Origin of the sequence: Tsukamurella asaccharolytica, from assembly GCF_007858435.1 — a bacterium.
Taxonomy (GTDB): domain Bacteria; phylum Actinomycetota; class Actinomycetes; order Mycobacteriales; family Mycobacteriaceae; genus Tsukamurella; species Tsukamurella asaccharolytica.
Window position 1 is genome coordinate 193396 of the sequence record NZ_VIGW01000005.1, and the last position, 16409, is coordinate 209804.

Genomic DNA, 16409 nt, shown 5'->3' on the forward strand with positions numbered 1-16409 from the left:
CGGCGTCACTTCTCGAACCAGTCAAATGCTGGCGGTATGACTTCCGCGATTCGGCCGGTGTCTTTCAGGTCCGCCCGTCCAGGCCGCCCGAGATATCGATCGAGGTGCCGGTCGTGTACGAGGACCGGTCGGACAGCAGGAACGCGATGGTGTCGCCCACCTCGTCCGGACGGCCCATGCGCCGCAGCGGGATCGCGCGCCGGCGTGCCTCGTCCCGGCACCAGTCGGCGTAGTCGGTCGCCGCACCGGACCGCTCGTACTTCTGCCGCTGTCGCGCGGTCTCGATGACGCCGACGTTGACCGCCACGACGCGGACGCCGTCGGGCGCGAAGTCGGCGCTGAGAGTCGCCGCGTAGTTCGCGAGGGCGGCCCGCGCCGCGCCCACAGGGGCCAGCTCGGGACTCGGATGGTGTGCGCTGACGCCGTTCACCAGCACGATCGCGCCCCGGGTGGCGACGAGGTGGGGACGGGCGGCGCGCACGAGTGCCACGGCCGCGCCGACCTTGATCGCGAACTGCTCGGTCCACACCTCGGGATCTGCGTCGACGCGGGCCGTCCCGCCGATTCCCGCGTTGGCCACGACGCCGTGGACGCCGCCGAAGGTTCGCCACGCGGAGTCGACGATCGCCGCGACGTCCTCGGGCCGCCGGGCGTCGCCCGACGATAGGAGCAGTTGATCGGCCGGGGCTCCCGTGCCCGCGAAGGCGGCGGTGAGGCGATCGAGGTCGCGGGCGAAACAGCAGACCCGGGCGCCCTCGCGCAGGAGCCGCTGCGCCGTGGCGAGGCCGATGCCGCTGCTCGCGCCGGATACCACGAACGAGCGTTCGCGCAGGTCAAGATCCATGCGGGGCTCCCTTTCCGCGGTCGATGAGGGCGTCACCGAGGGCGGTGCGGCGGTAGAGGACTCGGTGGCCGTAGCGGGAGCTCTCGACGATGCCGTTGGCGCCCAGGATCTTCAGGCTCTGCGACACTGCCGACGGGGAGATCCGCAGCGCGGCAGCCAGGTCCACGACCGCGGCGGGTTCGGCGAGTGCCGCGAGCAGATCGGCCTTCGCCGCCCCGATGAGTCTGCGCAGTGCGTCGTCCGCCACCGGGCGAACGGTTTCCGCGAGCGTCGCCGATCCGCGGGCCGGATAGCCGATGTGCGGCGCAGTGCGGCGGGGGTCGTGTGCGACCGTGATCTTGCCGATGAAGACACTGGGCATCAGGGTCAGCCCGCGGCCGCCCGAGGAGAAGCGGCCGGAGCCGACGGTGCAAGCGAGGTCGACGCTGAGTTCGCCCGTCCGAGTCCATTCCACACGGGGACTGAGTGATTCGAACAGGCGTGTCGGTCCGCCGGTCGCCAGGACGCCGCCCCGGTGGGTGACATCGGACTCGAGGATCCGCGAGATCGTCGGCCAGACCGGCGCGATCGCCGCCTGGTGGTAGTCGGCGAGCGCTTCTGCGACGACCGGTGCGGGGTCGTCGAGCGAGAGCAACCGCGCCAGGGCGGGGGACGGCGGCCCGTCCTCGATGAGCCCGGCGAGTTCGGTGTGTGCGGTCGCCGGATCGGTCGCTGCGACTGCGGCGAGGTGATCGTCGAACGACGGGCGGCCCGAGCCCGGCGCCGTGATCGGGGTGAGGAAGTCGGGGATCCGGCGACCGGAGGGCGCCGCCAGGGCGTCGATGAGGTCCCGGTCGTACGTGGTGCGGAGCTCGTCTGCCGCTGCGCGCCACGCGGTCAGGTGATGCGACGTGCGGTGAATGTGATTGAGGTGGAAGATGCTGAGCGCTGTCTCGTTGAGCGGGGACACCACGAAGCGGGCGTCGGCCAGATCGCCGACGTCCAACAGGTAGGTCAACATGTAGGCGCCACCTAATTCATTGGAACCTGCGACGAGGTTCGTGTGTGCTCGGGATATGAGCGAATACCGAGAGCATTGGAACCTGGCGACTGATCCTCCGACAGCAGCAGTCTACGCCCGCATGGCGGACGTGTACGACCGTTCGGAGCTGGACCGGGAGCGGCGGAACCGGGTGGGGCGCGCCGTCGCACCCCGGCGGCGGGGTCTGCGTCCCCGACTGGCTCGCGCACTGCGCCGACTGGCGGCGGCCGTCGAGCCTGCACCGGCGACGTGCGGTCCCGACGCGGCCTGAGGCGCTACTCCGGGCCGTCGGCGGAGGCGCCCGGGCCCGGGCCGACGTTGCGGGACTCGCGCGTGCGGATGTCGAGGACGTACTCCTCGGGGGCGCCGGCGATGTACGCGGCGTCGGCCATCACGCCGAGGTAGCGGGCGGAGGGCAGGCCGCCTTCGAAGGCGTCGACGACGTACAGCCAGGCCAGGGTGGAACCGCCGTCGATGAGGTCGACGCGCACCTTGAGCTTGACGTGGATGCCCAGCTCGGAGCCCTCCCAGCGATCCAGGGAGACCTCGTCGTCCGGGGTCACGTCGTAGAGCACCACGAAGACCTTGGCGTCGGGATCGGACGGGTCCTCGGTGACCGTCGCGAGCGCGCCTTCCCAACCGATGTCCTCGCCCGAGAAGGTCAGGCGCCACCCGTGCAACCACCCCGTACCTGCCATGGGCGAGTGCGGGGCGCGCTCGGCCATCTGGTCGGGGTGCATGTTGGAGCCGTAGGCGGCGTAGATCGGCACAGAGCGACTTTACCGCGCCGTCCGCCCGGACGGCCCTCCCCGGCGGTGGCCGCACGCGGCGGCCCGGCGGACGATAGCGTTGCAGCCATGACGAACATCGTGATCATCGGCGGCGGTCCGGCGGGATACGAGGCAGCACTGGTGGCGGTGGCGCACGGCGGCGACGTCACGGTGGTCGAGTCCGACGGGATCGGCGGCGCCTGCGTCCTCTACGACTGCGTCCCGTCGAAGACGTTCATCGCCTCGACCGGCATCCGCACCGAGACCCGGCGCGCCGTCGATCTGGGGATCGAGCTGCATTTCGACCGGGTCGAGATCGACGTCGAGCGGATCAACTCGCGCGTCAAGGACCTCGCGACGGCGCAGTCGGCCGATATCCGCGCCCGGCTCGCGGGCGAGGGCGTGCGGATCATCCGGGGTCGCGCGACCTTCGCGCCCACGCCGTCGGGCATGGCCCATCACGAGGTGAACGTCGTGACCCCGTCCGGTGGCGAGCAGTCCTTCGAGGCCGACGTGGTGCTCGTCGCCACCGGCGCGTCGCCCCGGGTGCTCGAGTCCGCGAAGCCGGACGGCGAGAAGATCCTGACCTGGCGGCAGCTCTACGACCTCGAGGAGCTCCCGAGCCACCTCGTGGTCGTCGGTTCGGGCGTCACGGGCGCGGAGTTCGTGCACGCCTACACTGAGCTCGGCATCAAGGTCACCCTCGTCAGCTCCCGTGACCGCGTCCTGCCGCACGAGGACGAGGACGCCGCCCTGGTGCTGGAGGACGCGCTGCTCGACCGCGGCGTCTCGCTCGTCAAGCGCGCCTACGCCGACAAGGTGGAGCGCACCGACGACGGCGTCGTCGTGCGCCTGACCGACGGCCGCACCGTCGAGGGCTCGCACTGCCTCATGACGGTCGGCTCCATCCCGAACACCGCGGGCATCGGCCTCGAGGACGTGGGCATCGAGGTGGACAAGGGCGGCTACATCCCGGTCGATCGCGTCTCCCGGACCAAGGTGCCCGGGATCTACGCCGCCGGCGATTGCACCGGCCTGCTGCCCCTGGCCTCCGTCGCCGCGATGCAGGGCCGGGTCGCGATGTACCACGCGCTGGGCGAGGGCGTCTCGCCCGTCAAGCTCAAGACTGTGTCGTCGGCGATCTTCACCCGCCCCGAGATCGCCACCGTCGGCGTCTCGCAGGCCGCGATCGACGACGGTACCTATCAGGCGCGCACCGTCATGCTGCCGCTCGCGACCAACCCGCGCGCGAAGATGTCGGGCCTGCGCCGCGGCTTCGTCAAGATCTTCTGCCGCCCCAACACCGGGCTGGTCATCGGCGGCGTCGTGGTGGCGCCCAATGCCTCCGAGCTGATCCTGCCGCTCACCGTCGCGGTGCAGAACGGCCTCACGGTCGACGACGTGGCGCAGACCTTCTCCGTGTACCCCTCGCTGTCGGGCTCGGTCACCGAGGCCGCCCGGCAGCTGATGCGCCAGGACGATCTGGCCTGACGGTGACGGCCCTCCGCTGAGCCCGACGAGGCCGCTCGCCGGTCCGCGTCAGCCGAAGAATTCGACGGCGTCGTCGTAGCGATCGCGCGGAACGCGTTTGAGCTGTTTCACGGCATCGGCGAGGGGGACGAGGCCGATCTGGGTGCCGCGCAGGGAGACCATCTGCCCGGTGGTGCCGGCGTGGGCGGCGTCGGCGGCGCGGACACCGAAGCGGGTGGCCAGGACGCGGTCGGAGGGGGTGGGGGTGCCGCCGCGCTGGACGTGGCCGAGGACGGTGGTACGGACCTCCTTGTTGATGCGCTTCTCGATCTCGACGCCGAGCTGGTGGGCGACGCCGGTGAAGCGTTCGTGGCCGAATTCGTCGGTGCCGCCGAGACGGAGTTCCATGGTGCCGTCGGCGGGTTTGGCGCCCTCGGCGACGACGACGATGAAGCTGGAGTGGCCGCGTTGGAAGCGGCGTTTGATCAGGCCGCAGAGTTCTTCGACGTCGAAGGGCACCTCGGGGATGAGGACGGCGTGGGCGCCGGACGCGAGGCCGGAGTTCAGCGCGATCCAACCGGCGTGGCGACCCATGACCTCGACGAGCATGACGCGTTGGTGTGATTCGGCGGTCGAGTGCAGCCGGTCGATGGCATCGGTGGCGATCGTCAGGGCGGTGTCGAAGCCGAAGGTGACGTCGGTGCAGTCGATGTCGTTGTCGATGGTCTTGGGCACGCCGATGACGGGGACGCCCTCGTCGGCCAGCCAGGACGCGGCGGTGAGGGTGCCTTCGCCCCCGATCGGGATGAGGACGTCGATGCCGTTGTCGTCGAGGGTCCGCGTGATGCGGTCCAGGCCCGCTTTGAGGATGTCGGGGTGAGTGCGGGCGGTGCCGAGCATGGTGCCGCCCTTGGTGAGGAGCCGGTCGTTGCGGTCGTCGTCGGACAGCTGGATCCGGCGGTCTTCGAGAAGCCCGCGCCAGCCGTCCTGGAACCCGACGACGGCGGATCCGTACCGGGAACCGCTGGTGCGGACCACGGCGCGGATCACCGCGTTCAGGCCGGGGCAGTCGCCGCCGCCGGTGAGCACTCCGATGCGCACGTCTGTCCCTTCGTCGTAGGAACGAGGCCGTTCGGCCGTCGTCGTTCGAGACCCATCAGACGCCGATCGGAACGTTTCGACAACGGTCGCGCCCATATGGGCGCGCATCGACCTCCGGAGGATCTACGCTGAAGCCGGCGGGATCGTCCCGACCGCGGCGTCCTCCAGGAGGTTCCGATGGGGTCCATGGGGCCGGCCGAGGTGGTCCGGGCCGCCGCCATCGCGCGGCGGTTCTACTTCGACGGGAAGTCGAAGATGGAGATCGGGGCGGAGTACGGGCTCTCCCGGTACAAGGTGGCCAGGATTCTGGACGCCTGCCTCGAGTCGGGGCTGGTCCGGATAGAGATCAACACCGATGCGGCGATCGACGCGGACCTCTCGGAGCGGCTGCGCCGCGCCTACGGCCTGCGGCGCGCGCTCGTCGCCACCGGCTCCTTCACCGACTTCGACGGACTGCGCCACGGGCTCGGCCGGGTCGCGGCGGACCTGCTCAGCGAGGTGGTCACCGAATCGGACGTGCTCGGCGTGGGCTGGGGGCGCACCCTGGACGCGATGGCGCAGCACGTGCGGGACCTGCCGCCGTGCACGATCGTCCAGATGTCCGGGGTGGTGGGTGACGTCCAGGCCAGCTCGGTCGACCTGGTGCGCCAGCTGACCTCCGTCTCGCGTGGGCCCCAGTACCCGATCTACGCGCCGCTGATCATGTCGGACCAGCGGATGAAGGCGGCGCTCGCGCGGCAGCCCGGGGTCGCCACCGCGATGGAACTCTGGAAGCGGATCACGGTCGCCGTGGTGGCCGTCGGCAGCCTGGATCTGACGGGCTCGCAGGTGTACGCCATGTTGTCGGATCAGGGCCGGGCGGAACTGGATTCGCTCCACGTCGCCGCAGAGCTCTGCGCCATCCAGTTCGACGCCGCCGGGCGCCCGGTGCGCACGAACTACAGCGGTCGCACACTGGCCATCTCCTACCAGGAGCTGAGCGCCGTCGACGAGGTCATCGCCATCGCCGGCGGTCACCAGAAGGTGGAGGCCATCCGCGCGAGCCTGATCAGTGACGTCGTCACATCGTTGGTCACCGACCGGGAGACCGCCGTCTCGCTGCTGCGCGTCGCGCCGGACGAATCCACGGATCGCGCCTGATGCCCATATGGGCGTGATGGTTGTCACCCCGATCCGGGGTGCATACGTTCGGCTCGACAAACGTGATCCAGGTGCACCGGATCGGCTAAGACGACACATCCGAAAGGAACTCCATGACGGTTCGCGTAGGCATCAACGGATTCGGCCGGATCGGCCGCAACTTCTTCCGGGCACTCGCCGCTCAGCAGGCGGTGGGCGGCGCCACCGATATCGAGATCGTCGCGGTCAACGACCTGACCGACAACGCCATGTTGGCGCACCTGCTCACGTTCGACTCCATCCTCGGCCGCCTGGACGTGGACGTGGTCGCCGATGGTGACTCCATCCGCGTGGGTGACCAGGTCATCACCGCGCTCGAGGTGCGCGAGGGGCCGTCGGCGCTGCCCTGGGGCGACCTCGGCGTCGACGTCGTGATCGAGTCGACCGGCATCTTCACCGCCCGGGACAAGGCCCAGGGGCACCTGGATTCCGGCGCCAGGAAGGTCATCATCTCCGCGCCCGCGTCGGGCGAGGACATCACCATCGTGATGGGCGTCAACGACGACGAGTACGACGGCAGCCAGAACATCATCTCGAACGCCTCGTGCACGACGAACTGCCTCGGCCCGCTGGCCAAGGTCGTCAACGACGAGTTCGGCATCGTCAGCGGCCTGATGACCACCGTTCACGCGTACACGCAGGATCAGAACCTGCAGGACGGCCCGCACAAGGATCCGCGGCGCGCCCGGGCCGCCGCGATCAACGTGGTTCCCACCTCCACCGGTGCGGCGAAGGCGATCGGCCTCGTTCTGCCCGAGCTCAAGGGCAAGCTCGACGGTTACGCACTGCGCGTGCCGATCCCCACCGGCTCCGTCACAGATCTCACTGTGCGGCTGGAGAAGAAGGCGACCGTCGAGGAGATCAACGACGCCATGAAGGCCGCCGCCGAGGGGAGTCTCAAGGGCATCCTCAGGTACTACGACGCCCCGATCGTCTCCTCCGACATCGTGACCGACGCGCACAGCTCGCTCTTCGATGCCGGCCTCACCAAGGTCATCGGCGACCAGGCGAAGGTCGTGTCCTGGTACGACAACGAATGGGGCTACAGCAACCGCCTCGTGGATCTCACCGGCCTCGTGGCGAAGTCCCTGTGACGTTCGTCGGCGCCATCGCTCGCCGTCGCTTCGACTCACCGGCCCATCGGTAGCAACACCGTCGACAGTCGCCGGACGGCCTCGCGGAGGCCGTCCGGCGATCCGGTCGTGAAGCACAGTCGCAGCGCGTGTCCGAGGTCGCGTCGCACGGCGAACGCGGAGCCGGGAACGTAGGCGACCCCGGCCTCGACCGCCTCGCCGAGCTTCGCGGACGTCGTTGTGCCGTCGGTGAATTCGCCCCAAAGGAACATGCCACCCTCGGGGCTGGTGAGCCGTAGCCGGTCGCCGAAGGCGTCGACGAGCGCGGCGTGCAGGGCGAGGGCCCGCTCGGCGTAGGCCGCGCGGATCCCGGCGACGTGGCCGTCGAGCCATGCGGTGTCTGCGAGCAACTCGGCGGCGATGGCCTGGGTGAGACTCGAACCGCACAGGTCGGCGCCCTGCTTGAGTCGTTCCACCAGCCCGAGCACGGCGGCGTCGCCGTGCATCCAGCCCACGCGCAGCGACGGCGCGAGGATCTTCGACGCGCTCGACAGGCGGAGCACCCGGTCGGAGAACGCGGCGACGGGCGGCACCGTCGAACCCGCGAAGCGCAGTGCGCCGTACGGATCGTCTTCGATGATCCAGAAGCCGAATTCGTCGGCCAGGCGGGCGAGTTCGCGCCGCCGTTCCTCGGCCAGGGTGGCGCCGCCCGGATTGTGGAAATTCGAGACGGTGTGCACGACCCGGACCGGTTCGCGCTCGAGGAGCGGGCGCAGCTCGTCGACGCGCAGGCCGTCGTTGTCCATCGGCACGCCGATCACGCGGGCGCGCGTCGTGTCGAAGGCCTGCAGTGCGCCGATGTACCCGGGGTCCTCGACGATAGCCACGTCGCCGGGGTCGAGGAGCGCCTGGGCCAGCAGCGAGAGCGCTTGCTGCGAGCCGTGCGTCACCACGATGGCGCCCGCGTCGCGGCCGAGGGCCGTCGACTCCCGCGCGTGCACCACGTCCCGCAGCGCCGGCGCTCCGGTGGTCACGCCGTACTGCAGGGACGACGGCGACCGCAGCGCCGCCTCCGCCGCGCGGGCCACGCGTTCCGTGGGGAGGAGCTCCGGCGCGGGGAGGCCGCCAGCGAGCGAGAGGACGCCGGGCCGCTCGGTCACGGCGAGCAGGTCGCGGATCGCCGAGCCGCGCACGGCCCGGACGGACAGGGAACCGTTTTCCTCGGACATGGGAGCACTCTCTCAGCGCCGCATCTCATTTGTCGAGAGTATTGTCTCATTAGTTGAGATTCGACCCGCTGTCGCGAGCGCACTCCCTAGCGGGATGAGCTGCGCCTCCGCGTGTCGTTCACTCCCTACGTCCATGGACGTAGGGAGGTGGCCGCCCCGATAGGGAGCGACCAGGGGGTGGCGGGGGTGGGGCGGGTGAGGGTGGTCAGGCCCAGTTGAGTGTCCGCTCCACCGCGCGATTCCACTCGGCGTACAGGTGCTCGCGCTCCTCCTCCGGCATGGTCGGTAGCCAGCGCGCGTCCTCGGCCCAGTTGGTGCGGATCTCGTCCAGCGTCCAGACGCCGGTGGCGTATCCGGCGGCGTAGGCCGCGCCGAGCGCGGTCGTCTCGATGACGCGCGGCCGGATCACGGGGACGTTCAGCACGTCGGCCTGGAACTGCATCAGTGTGTCGTTGACGACCATGCCCCCGTCGACCCGCAGCTCCGTGAGCGGGATCCCGCTGTCGCCGTTCATCGCCTCGATCACCTCGCGCGACTGGTACGCGGTGGCCTCCAGGGCCGCCCGCGCGATGTGCCGCTTGTCCGAGAAGCGGGTCAGACCCACGATCACGCCGCGGGCATCCGGCCGCCAGCGCGGCGCGAACAGGCCGGAGAAGGCGGGCACCACGTAGACCCCGCCGTTGTCGGGGACGCCGGAAGCGAGTTCCTCGACCTCGGGCGCCGTGGAGATGATGCCGAGATTGTCGCGGAGCCACTGCACGAGAGAGCCGCTCACGGCGACGGAGCCCTCCAGTGCGTACACCGTGGCCTCGTCGCCGAGCTTGTAGCAGACCGTCGTGAGGAGGCCGTGCTCGCTGACGATCGGCCGCTCGCCGGTGTTCAGCAGCAGGAAATTGCCCGTGCCGTAGGTGTTCTTGGCCGAGCCCTCGTCGAGCGCGGCCTGGCCGAACATCGCGGCCTGCTGATCGCCCAGGATCCCGGCGATCGGCACGCCGCCGAAGACGCCGCGCTCGCGAACCGTGCCGTAGACCTCGGCGCTGGAACGGATCTCGGGCAGCATCGCCATGGGGATCCCCATCGCCGCGCAGGTCGCGGGGTCCCAGGCGCCGTCCGCCAGGTTCATCAGCATCGTCCGCGAAGCGTTGGTGATGTCGGTGACGTGCAGCGGGCGGCCGGTGTCGCTGCGGGCGGAGGCGGCGCCGAAGTCGTCGTCCGTGGTCAGGTTCCACACCAGCCACGAGTCGATCGTGCCGGCGCACAGATCGCCGCGCTCGGCGCGCTCGCGGGCACCGTCGACGTGGTCGAGGATCCACGCGATCTTGGGCCCCGAGAAGTAGGTGGACAGCGGCAGGCCGCACGAGGCGCGGAAGCGGTCGCGGTCCGGCTCGTCCAGGCCCACGGCGGCGAGCTCCTGGCACAGCGCGTCGGTGCGCGTGTCCTGCCAGACGATCGCGTTGTGGATCGGCTCGCCCGTGGCGCGGTCCCACACCACGACGGTCTCGCGCTGGTTCGTGATGCCGACGGCCGCGATGTCGGTCGCGGTGAGGTCGGAGGCCGCGAGCGCCTCCGCGCACACCAGGCGCGTGTTCAGCCATATCTGCGTGGCGTCGTGCTCCACCCAGCCGCCGCGTGGGAAGATCTGGTCGTGTTCCCGTTGTTCGGAGGCCACGATGGTCCCGTGCCGATCGAAGATGATGCACCGCGTGGAGCTGGTGCCCTGATCGATTGCGGCGACGAACTGCGGGTCGCGCGAGGAAAGAGCCACGACCGAATACTGACATGGTGATCACTGATGAACGCTGCCAACCCTGAAACCGCCACGACTCCGGGGACTTCCGGGGCGGCGTCCGCAGGTGTCGCGACCGCCGCATCACTGCTCTCGCCGGAGTACCGGTCGCAGGCCTGGGACCGCCTCGGCGCGGAGGAGTTCGACGTCGTCGTGATCGGTGGTGGCGTCGTCGGCGTGGGCTCGGCCCTCGACGCGGCCACCCGCGGCCTGAAGGTGGCGCTGGTCGAGGCCCGCGATTTCGCCTCGGGCACCAGCTCGCGCAGCTCGAAGATGTTCCACGGCGGCCTCCGCTACCTGGAGCAGCTGGAGTTCGGCCTGGTCCGCGAGGCACTGCACGAGCGCGAGCTCTCGCTCTCGACGCTGGCTCCGCACCTGGTCAAGCCGCTGCCCTTCCTCGCGCCGCTCACCAAGCGCGTCTTCGAGCGGCCGTACATGGCGGCCGGAATGTTCCTCTACGACACCATGGGCGGTGCCAAGTCGGTCCCCGCGCAGAAGCACCTCACCCGTGCCGGGGCGCTGCGCCTCGCGCCGGGCCTCAAGCGCAGCGCGCTGGTCGGCGGTATCCGCTACTTCGACACCGTCGTCGACGACGCCCGGCACACCATGACGGTGGCCCGGACCGCCGCGCACTACGGCGCCGTCGTCCGCACGTCGACGCAGGTCGTCGACTTCCTGCGGGAGGCCGACCGGGTTTGCGGCGTCGTGATCCGCGACAGCGAGACCGGTGCCACCACCGAGGTCCGCTCCACGGTGGTCATCAACGCCACCGGCGTGTGGACCGACGAACTGCAGGCCCTCTCGCACCAGAAGGGCCGCTTCCGGGTGCGCGCGAGCAAGGGCGTGCACATCCTCGTGCCGCGCGACCGCATCGTCAGCGACGTGGCGCTGATCCTGCGGACGGAGAAGAGCGTCCTGTTCGTGATCCCGTGGGGAACCCACTGGATCATCGGCACCACCGATACCGACTGGAACCTGGACCTGGCGCACCCCGCGGCGACGGCGACGGACATCGACTACATCCTCGACCACGTCAACAAGGTGCTCATCACCGAGCTGACGCGCGAAGACATCACCGGCGTCTACGCGGGCCTGCGCCCCCTGCTGGCGGGCGAGTCGGACGAGACGTCCAAGCTGTCGCGCGAGCACGCCGTGGCGGCGATCGCGCCCGGACTGGTGACGATCGCGGGCGGCAAGTACACCACCTACCGGGTGATGGGGTCGGACGCCGTCGACGCCGCGGAGGCGTACCTGCCGCACAAGATCCCGGCGTCCTGCACCGAGAAGGTTCCGCTGCTCGGCGCCGACGGGTACTACGCGCTGGCCAACCAGACCACGTCGATCGCGCGCGAGCACGACGTCCACCCGCACCGCGTGACCCACCTGCTCGACCGGTACGGCTCGCTCATCGGCGACGTGCTCGCGCTCGCCGGGACCGACCGCGGCCTGCTGGAGCCGCTGGCCGGCGCCCCGCAGTACCTGCGGGTGGAGGCGTTGTACGCCGCGGCGGCCGAGGGTGCGCTGCATCTCGAGGACGTGCTGGCCCGCCGCACCCGCATCGCCATCGAGTACCCGGACCGCGGGCTCGAGGCGGCCGCCGAGGTCGCGGACCTCATCGCGCCCGTGCTCGGCTGGTCGGCCGCCGACATCGCGCGGGAACTCGAGAACTACGGCGCCCGCGTGGCCGCGGAGATCGAATCGCAGAACATGCCCGACGACGAGACGGCCGATGCGCTGCGCGCCGCGGCACCCGAGGCGCGGGGCGAGATCCTCGAACCCGTGCCGGTGCCGGGCGTCGAGCACGGGGCGTTCCGGCGTTAGCCGTGGGCCGTCCGTCCGTCCGTCCGTCCCGCCTCGGCCAAACGGCTCAGCCGTCGCGCAGCGTTTCGGCCCTTCGGCGGATCCGGTGGCGCCCGGCGTGCGGCAGAGTCGCGTCATGATCATGACGCGCGCGGATCGGGTCATGCTCGCCCTGGTCCTCGCTGGAGGGTGGGCGATCGGAACGACGATCTCCCTCATCGTCGATTCGTCCCTGCCGTCCCTGGTCCTGAACGCGGTGGCGTCCCTGGGGGGCGCCGTCACCGTGTGGGCGGAGATCCGCGGAGCGAACGCGGCATGGTCATGGGGTGGGGCAGCGGTCGCCGCCGTGGCGTTCACGGCGGCGGCCGCAGGTCCCTGGGGAACCCCGCTCTGGCTCGCCGGGGCGAGCTGGATCTTCGTGATCGTCGCGGGGATCACCGCCTCGTACGCGGACACCGCGCTCGACGGGGTCCTGGAACTGGCGGCGGGCGCGCTCGCGGTGCTCCCCATCATCCCGCTGGCGATCGACGATCCCAGGCTGCTGGTGCTGGCGTTCCTCCTGACCGGAGCCGTGAACGCGGCCATCATGTTCGGGCACCGGCACCGGACGGCGGAACGACGACTCGAGGAGACCCGCTTGGAGGTCCAGCTGACGGAGCGCAGGGCGATGGCGCGCGAACTGCACGACGTGATCGCGCACGAGGTGACGGGGATCGTGGTGCTGGCCCAGGCGGGGATCGCCGCGGGCGCGGATTCCAGCGGCACGCTCGCGCGGATCGAGCGCAGTGGCGCCCGTGCCCTCGCGGACATCCGCGCCATGGTCGGGACCCTGCGGGAGCCGACGGACGCTCCGGCGCCGCTCGCCCCGTCGGCGTCCGCCTCCTTCGGCTTGCGGGCCGCACTGGCGGAGCTCGCCCGGAACGGCCCCGGGGAGCGGATCACGGTGACGGTCGATCCTGCGGCCGACGGCGAGGACGTCCCCGACCTCGTCCGCCTGGTCGCGCACCGCGTGGTCAGCGAGGGCGTGACCAACGCCCGCCGGCACGCGCCGGGCGGGAGCCTGCGGATCACCGTCGGGCGGAGCGCGCGGGACATCCGGGTCGACGTGGCCGACGACGGCCCGGCCGACGGAGGCGTGCCGGGCCCCGGGCCGGGGGGAGGCACGGGTCTGGTGGGCCTGACGGAGCGCGCGGCCACCGTCGGGGGCGAGGTCGCGTACGGACCCGACGGGAACGGCTGGCGTCTCACCGCGACCCTGCCGATGCACGGGGTGCGCTGAGGTGACGATCAGGGTGGTGCTCGCGGACGATCAGGAGATGGTCCGGATCGGGTTCGCGATGATCCTCGGCGCGGCGCCCGACATGGCGGTGGTGGGACAGGCGTCCGACGGTGTGGAGGCGGTCTCGGTGATCGCCGAGACCCGCCCCGACGTGGCTCTGCTCGACATCCGGATGCCGCTGCTCGATGGCATCGAAGTGTGCCGGCGCGTCATCGACTCGCCGACGCGGATCGTGATCGTCACGACGTTCGGCGAGCCCGACTACGTCGACGCGGCGCTCGGGGCGGGCGCCTCGGGCTTCCTGCTCAAGGACGCCGGCCCGGACCTGCTGATCGCCGCGGTCCGCGCCGCCGCGACGGGGGACGCCCTGATCAGCCCGGAACTGACCGTCGACCTGCTGGCGCGGAGCCGGGCGTCCGGACGCCGCGACGCCGCGGCCGCGGTGGCTCTCGCGGAGTTGACGGCACGCGAGCGGGAGGTGGCGCAGTGCGTGGCCCGCGGACGCACGAACGCCGAGATCGCCGACGAACTGGTGATCAGCCTGGGCACGGTCAAGACGCACCTCGGGGCGATCACCCGCCGATTGGGGGCGCGCAACCGGGTCGAGGTCGCCGCGGCGATGTGGGCCGCGGGAGAGATGGACTGAAGGCTCAGCGGGCGGTCGGCGCGCCGGACGGCGCGGCGCTCGCAGAGCGGGGCGCGATCGGGGTGGGTGCGGCACTCGACGAGCTGCCCGCGGGTGTGAGGACGAAGGTCCACGCACGGTTGTTGTCGGGGTCGGTGAGCACCAGCTCGGTGCCGTTGCGCGACCAGATGCGCTCGCCCTTGAGCGCCTCGCTGATCGCGGTCTGCGTGCCCTTGGGGTCCGGGCAGTAGCGCTGGGTGGCCGCGAGGCCGGCACCGAAGTCGACCCGGTCGGCGGTGTTCAGCGCGGTGGCGCTGCCGGTGAGCGAGTTGCAGGAGTCGTTGCCCGAGATGTTCGAGCCCTGCACCCAGAACCAGGCCTTCGGATCCGACTTCAGGCGCCACTGCGAGCCCACGAGGGCGGGCTTCGCCGACGCCGACGAAGCGGACGGGGCGCCGCTCGCGGAGGTGGCGGGATTCGCCCCGGCGGAGGCGGCGCACCCGGCCGTGAGGAGCGCGGCACCCGCGAGCAGCGGAAGGGCGAGAGAGGCGGCGTTACGCGTCATGTACGCGATTATGCCGCCTCACCCGCCCCTTGCGCACCTTCAGTTACACCTCAGTTGGTCTTGGTGAGGCTGACCGTGCCCTCAGTGGCCCCGTCCGCGGCGTCGGATCCCAGGTCGAGCGTGGTGCGCAGCGGCTTGTTCGGCAGCAGGGCGACCGCGATCAGCGTGATGATCGCGCAGGCCGTCGCCACCAGGAAGATCCGGCCGGTCGCATCGCCGAACGCGGCATTGGTGATCTCCACGAACAGCGGGTTGTGCGGGTCGGGCAGCACGCGGTGCTCGATCGCCCCGGCCTTCACCAACTCGGTGACGCGCGCGGTGAGGATCGCGCCGAGCGCGGAGACGCCGATCGCGCCGCCGAAGGTGCGGAAGAAGGCGACCGAGCTCGACGCCGCACCGATGTTCTGCACGCTGACGGTGTTCTGCACGGCGAGCACCAGGTTCTGCATCAGCGCGCCGAGGCCGAAGCCCATGATCGCGATGTACACCTGCACCTGCCAGATCGGCGTGAGGTGATCGATCGTGCTGAGCAGGGCGAAGCCGCCGACCATGATGATCGCGCCGCCGACGACGAACTGCTTCCACTTGCCGAACCGGGTGATCAGCTGGCCGGACGCGATGGAGGAGATCAGCATGCCGGCGACCATCGGAATCGTGAGGACGCCCGCCATCGTCGGGCTGTAGCCGCGCGAGTTCTGGAAGTAGAGGCCCAGGAAGGACATGGCGCCGAACATGCCGACGCCGACGGCGATCGAGGCGATGATCGCGAGCGCCGTGGTGCGTTCGGTGATGATGCCGATCGGGATGATCGGATCCTTCGCGCGCAACTCGACCAGGACCGTCGCGACGAGCAGCGCGATGCCGACGATCAGGTACACCGCCGACGAGGTGGAGACCCAGCTGTAGTTCTTGCCGGCGAAGGACACCCAGATGAGCAGCACGGACACGCCCGCGGTCAGCAGCATCGCGCCGAGCCAGTCGATGGAGACGTCGTCCTTGCGGGTGGACGGCAGGTGCAGCGTGCGCTGGATGAGGATCAGTGCGCCGACGGCGAGGGGGACGCTGACGTAGAAGCACCAGCGCCAACCGATGTGGTCGGTGATGACACCGCCCAGGATCGGGCCGCCCGCCATCGAGACACCCATGACGGCACCCATGTAGCCGGAGTACCTGCCGCGTTCGCGCGGTGGGACGATGCTGCCGATGATGGCGACGACGAGGGCGGTGAGGCCGCCCATGCCGATGCCCTGGATCACCCGGGCGACGAGCAGGACCTCGACGTTCGGCGTGGCGCCGGCGAGGATGGAGCCGGCCACGAAGATGACGATCGCGGACTGGACGAGGACCTTCTTGTTGAACAGGTCGGCGAGCTTGCCCCAGATCGGGGTGGAGGCGGCGTTCGCCAGCAGGGCGGTGGTGATCACCCAGGAGAACACCGTGGTGGAGGCGCCGAGGTCGGAGATGATCCGTGGGAGCGCGGTGGACACCACGGTGGTGCTGAGGAGGGCGGTGAACAGGGCGGCGAGCAGCCCCGCCATGACCTCGAGGATCTCCCGGTGGGTCATGGGGGCTGCGGACTGTGGTGGTGTCTCCACCGTGGTCTCGGACATCGGACCTTCTTTCCAAGATCTAAGCAATAACGTGCAGGGTGCAACTGTAACTTCTGC

The 16409-nt window shown here is 70.6% G+C and carries 14 protein-coding genes; 6 read left to right on the forward strand and 8 right to left on the reverse strand.

All coding sequences use genetic code 11. The features are described from left to right. Positions 1-64: 64 nt before the first annotated feature. The 3 genes from FK529_RS12165 to FK529_RS12175 all read right to left on the reverse strand — a co-directional run bounded on the left by FK529_RS12165 (position 65) and on the right by FK529_RS12175 (position 2635). Entirely contained in the window at positions 65-844 is a 780-nt protein-coding gene (locus FK529_RS12165; protein WP_146561445.1) for an SDR family oxidoreductase, read from the reverse strand. Next, positions 834-1844 carry an ArsR family transcriptional regulator gene (locus FK529_RS12170; RefSeq protein ID WP_146561447.1) on the reverse strand — a complete coding sequence of 337 codons (1011 nt, stop codon included), beginning with the start codon at positions 1842-1844 and terminating at the stop codon, positions 834-836. Before FK529_RS12170 ends, FK529_RS12165 begins: the two co-directional genes overlap by 11 nt. 296 nt (positions 1845-2140) lie before the next feature. Beyond that, positions 2141-2635 carry a gamma-glutamylcyclotransferase family protein gene (locus FK529_RS12175; protein WP_068522379.1) on the reverse strand — a complete coding sequence of 165 codons (495 nt, stop codon included), beginning with the start codon at positions 2633-2635 and terminating at the stop codon, positions 2141-2143. 87 nt (positions 2636-2722) lie between these two features. Here FK529_RS12175 and FK529_RS12180 point away from each other — a divergent pair, with 87 nt between their 5' ends. Next, positions 2723-4126: an NAD(P)H-quinone dehydrogenase gene (locus FK529_RS12180; protein ID WP_146561449.1), complete on the forward strand. Its 1404-nt coding sequence runs from the start codon at positions 2723-2725 to the stop codon at positions 4124-4126. A gap of 48 nt (positions 4127-4174) precedes the next feature. Here FK529_RS12180 and FK529_RS12185 read toward each other — a convergent pair whose 3' ends face one another. Next, on the reverse strand, positions 4175-5206 hold the full coding sequence (locus FK529_RS12185) for an ATP-dependent 6-phosphofructokinase (protein WP_146561451.1): 1032 nt from the start codon (positions 5204-5206) through the stop codon (positions 4175-4177). A 177-nt stretch (positions 5207-5383) separates the two neighbouring features. On the opposite strand from FK529_RS12185, the gene FK529_RS12190 reads away from it, so the two are divergent. Both FK529_RS12190 and gap read left to right on the forward strand, forming a co-directional pair. Beyond that, the gene (locus tag FK529_RS12190; protein ID WP_146561453.1) at positions 5384-6346 is read left to right on the forward strand and encodes a sugar-binding transcriptional regulator; all 963 of its coding nucleotides are present in this window, start codon (positions 5384-5386) and stop codon (positions 6344-6346) included. 113 nt (positions 6347-6459) lie between these two features. Next, on the forward strand, positions 6460-7479 hold the full coding sequence (gene gap, locus FK529_RS12195) for a type I glyceraldehyde-3-phosphate dehydrogenase (protein ID WP_146561455.1): 1020 nt from the start codon (positions 6460-6462) through the stop codon (positions 7477-7479). A 35-nt stretch (positions 7480-7514) separates the two neighbouring features. Here the strand turns inward: gap and FK529_RS12200 are convergent, their stop codons facing one another. Both FK529_RS12200 and glpK read right to left on the reverse strand, forming a co-directional pair. After that, on the reverse strand, positions 7515-8687 hold the full coding sequence (locus FK529_RS12200; protein ID WP_146561457.1) for an aminotransferase-like domain-containing protein: 1173 nt from the start codon (positions 8685-8687) through the stop codon (positions 7515-7517). Positions 8688-8892: 205 nt separating this feature from the next. Next, positions 8893-10452, reverse strand: coding sequence for a glycerol kinase GlpK (glpK, locus tag FK529_RS12205; RefSeq protein WP_146561459.1), 1560 nt, complete (start codon positions 10450-10452; stop codon positions 8893-8895). A 27-nt stretch (positions 10453-10479) separates the two neighbouring features. On the opposite strand from glpK, the gene FK529_RS12210 reads away from it, so the two are divergent. The 3 genes from FK529_RS12210 to FK529_RS12220 all read left to right on the forward strand — a co-directional run bounded on the left by FK529_RS12210 (position 10480) and on the right by FK529_RS12220 (position 14198). Further along, a complete protein-coding gene (locus tag FK529_RS12210; protein WP_146561461.1) occupies positions 10480-12294 on the forward strand; it encodes a glycerol-3-phosphate dehydrogenase/oxidase in 1815 nt (604 codons plus the stop codon). Positions 12295-12409: 115 nt separating this feature from the next. After that, positions 12410-13552 carry a sensor histidine kinase gene (locus FK529_RS12215; RefSeq protein ID WP_158635108.1) on the forward strand — a complete coding sequence of 381 codons (1143 nt, stop codon included), beginning with the start codon at positions 12410-12412 and terminating at the stop codon, positions 13550-13552. Between the two features lies 1 nt (position 13553). Then, positions 13554-14198 (forward strand): response regulator, encoded by a 645-nt coding sequence (locus FK529_RS12220; RefSeq protein WP_146561465.1) that lies wholly within the window; start codon positions 13554-13556, stop codon positions 14196-14198. Between the two features lie 4 nt (positions 14199-14202). Here FK529_RS12220 and FK529_RS12225 read toward each other — a convergent pair whose 3' ends face one another. Together FK529_RS12225 and FK529_RS12230 are read right to left on the reverse strand one after the other, a co-directional pair. Further along, positions 14203-14742: an META domain-containing protein gene (locus FK529_RS12225; protein ID WP_146561467.1), complete on the reverse strand. Its 540-nt coding sequence runs from the start codon at positions 14740-14742 to the stop codon at positions 14203-14205. A 50-nt stretch (positions 14743-14792) separates the two neighbouring features. Further along, entirely contained in the window at positions 14793-16352 is a 1560-nt protein-coding gene (locus FK529_RS12230; RefSeq protein WP_231703052.1) for an MDR family MFS transporter, read from the reverse strand. Positions 16353-16409 lie beyond the last annotated feature (57 nt).